Raw genomic sequence first — 2,649 nt, 5'->3', positions numbered from 1 at the left:
ATGATAATGTTACTGTTCCAGTAAATGTTGATGATATAACTATATAGTTAATCATTAACTTTCCTGTAATATAATTTTTTATAAAAATATTTTCTCATAAACATCTTAGTTCCTATTCATCTAAGATTTAATTATATTTTGGTCTTACTAGAATCAAAGTTCTAGTAAGGCTTTTTAATTTACATTAAATATATTAATTAAATTTAGTAAAAAAATAACCCCTAGAAACCTAGGAGTTATCACATTTTTAATTTTAATGCCAGTTATTCATTACATTGTCCCACATCATCTTCCCACATTTTGCTAATGTAACTGTTCCATACACGCTATTAGGTATTCCCATAGATAAAACTGTGAAGCTAAAATTACCTTTAGATAATCTAATAAGTTGGGTATCATTTTCAACTCCAGCTTTATCACCTGTTTTACTAGAAATTTCATATTTTAAATCATCAGAAATATATAGTGCTAATTTATTCTTAATCTGTTGTCTCATTAATATATCAATAAGCATCTGACTATTTTCTTTATTTAAATATGTTCCATTATATAAATGCTTCCATATCTTAGATAAATCTAATGCTGAAGTAATATTTTCTATTTCATCCTTTGCATTTCTTTCATCAGTAGTCTTTCTATTTAAAACTGTGTTTCTAAGACCCATTCCTTTAATATCTTCATTAATTTTATCCATAGTCAGAATATCTATAATCTTATTAGCAGCAGTATTGTCACTTTGGATTAACATTGCAACTAATAATTCAAAGAGAGTGTATTCTCTTTCACTAAACTCGTGAATTATACCCGTACCATAAACCTTATCCTTACTCTCTATCTTTATCTTATCTAAGAAATCATGTTTCTTATCTTCTACAGCTTTTATTAATGATACTGCTATAGGCAACTTCATACAACCTGCAGCTGTAATCTGAACGTTTTCATTATACCCATAAATAAACCCGCTTTTTAAATCCTCAAAGAAAAATCCGTATGTTCCCATTCTTGATTCTAAATATTTCTTTATCTCCTTCATAATACCCTCCAGCTTTCTTTACTGTAATTATATGCCTACTAAAATTATATCATATTGTCAGAAAATTTTGAAGTCTCCATTAAAAAATTTATAATTTTATTAAAATAGTGGTGAAGAAATATCTCCACCACCTATAATTCCCTTAATCGGCAAAAGAAATTCCTATTTTCTTAGCCATTCTAACTAATTCACCATTAGGATCAACTAGCTTTGATTTTTGACCAATAACATTTTCTAGGCTATCACTTGAGATTTTACTATCCTTTAAACAGACCATATGTCCAAATTTTTCTTCTCTAATTAGCTCTACAGCTCCAACTCCATATCTGGTAGAAAGTATCCTATCATATGTTGATGTTATTCCCCCTCTTTGAATATGTCCAAGAACTGTACATCTAACTTCTTTATCTGGTAACAGTTTTTCTAAATCATCAGCTAATTTATTACCAATACCTCCAAGCCTTATCGGATCTGGACTATCTGCAACTATCTTAGCTATAACTACTTCACCATCTTTCGGCTTAGCTCCTTCAGCTACAACTATTATACTAAATCTTCTTCCTGCCTCTTCTCTTTCTTTAATCTTATCAACGATTTTATTAATATCATAAGGAACTTCTGGTAAAAGAATAACATCAGCTGAGCCAGCAATTCCTGACTCTAATGCTATCCATCCAGCACCTCTTCCCATAACCTCGCATAGCATAACCCTATGATGAGATTCAGCTGTAGTATGAAGTCTATCTAAAGCTTCAGTTGCTACATCAATAGCTGTATTAAACCCAAAAGTTACGTCTGTAGATGCTAAGTCATTATCTATAGTCTTAGGAACTCCTATCACTTTAACTCCTTTTCTTGCAAAATCTCTAGCAGAAGTTAAAGTACCATCTCCTCCTATTACAACTAATACATCTACTCCTTCTTTCTTTAAATTCTCAACTGCCACATCTGAAACGTCTTTTTTTACCATAACGCCATCTTCTTCAACTAAATAATCAAATAAGTTGTCCTTATTTGAACTATATAAAATAGTTCCTCCTCTAGGAAGGATTCCTGATACGCTATCTAATGTTAGAGGTACGAAATCATTATTATATAATCCTCTATAACCAAATTTGTAGCCTATTACTTCCATTCCATAGTTCAATATTGCTGTTCTAGTTACGGCTCTAATAACTGCATTTAATCCTGGACAATCTCCACCACCTGTCAGTAATGCTATTTTTTTTATTTGTTGTGACATAAAAATTCCCCCTACCCACTACGTTAGTTTTTAGAATTGATTATACTTTTGAAATTTTCTGTCAATTGCTCGTAAAAAAAATCTAATTTTGCAATTGTTTTCAAAATGTTATTTCACTTTTCTTATTTAATGATATCATAAAGATTTTATACTGGAAAGTATATTATTTTATATTTTAAAGAAAATTTTCATTTTATTACTTATTTATAATATTTTAAAATAATTTACTACAAGCTCTTGATATGTAGTATTTAATACCTTATAATATATTTATCGCTATTATTTTAGGAGGAGATATCTTGACCAATTATAATGAAGAATTTATGAGACTAGAAGAAGAAAAAAATACTTTAAGAAAACTACAGTCTAAGCT

The 2,649-nt window shown here is 29.4% G+C and carries 2 protein-coding genes; both read right to left on the bottom strand.

The genetic code is table 11. The features are described 5' to 3' along the window. Window positions 1–253: 253 nt before the first annotated feature. A complete protein-coding gene (locus E6248_RS15235; RefSeq protein ID WP_316341620.1) occupies window positions 254–1,033 on the bottom strand; it encodes a serine hydrolase in 780 nt (259 codons plus the stop codon). Window positions 1,034–1,175: 142 nt separating this feature from the next. Next, window positions 1,176–2,276: a 6-phosphofructokinase gene (locus E6248_RS15230; RefSeq protein ID WP_316341619.1), complete on the bottom strand. Its 1,101-nt coding sequence runs from the start codon at window positions 2,274–2,276 to the stop codon at window positions 1,176–1,178. Between the last annotated feature and the right edge of the window lie 373 nt (window positions 2,277–2,649).

This window comes from Clostridium sp. (assembly GCF_032552055.1).
GTDB lineage: Bacteria > Bacillota > Clostridia > Clostridiales > Clostridiaceae > Clostridium.
This window is presented reverse-complemented; position numbering and strand designations above follow the sequence as displayed.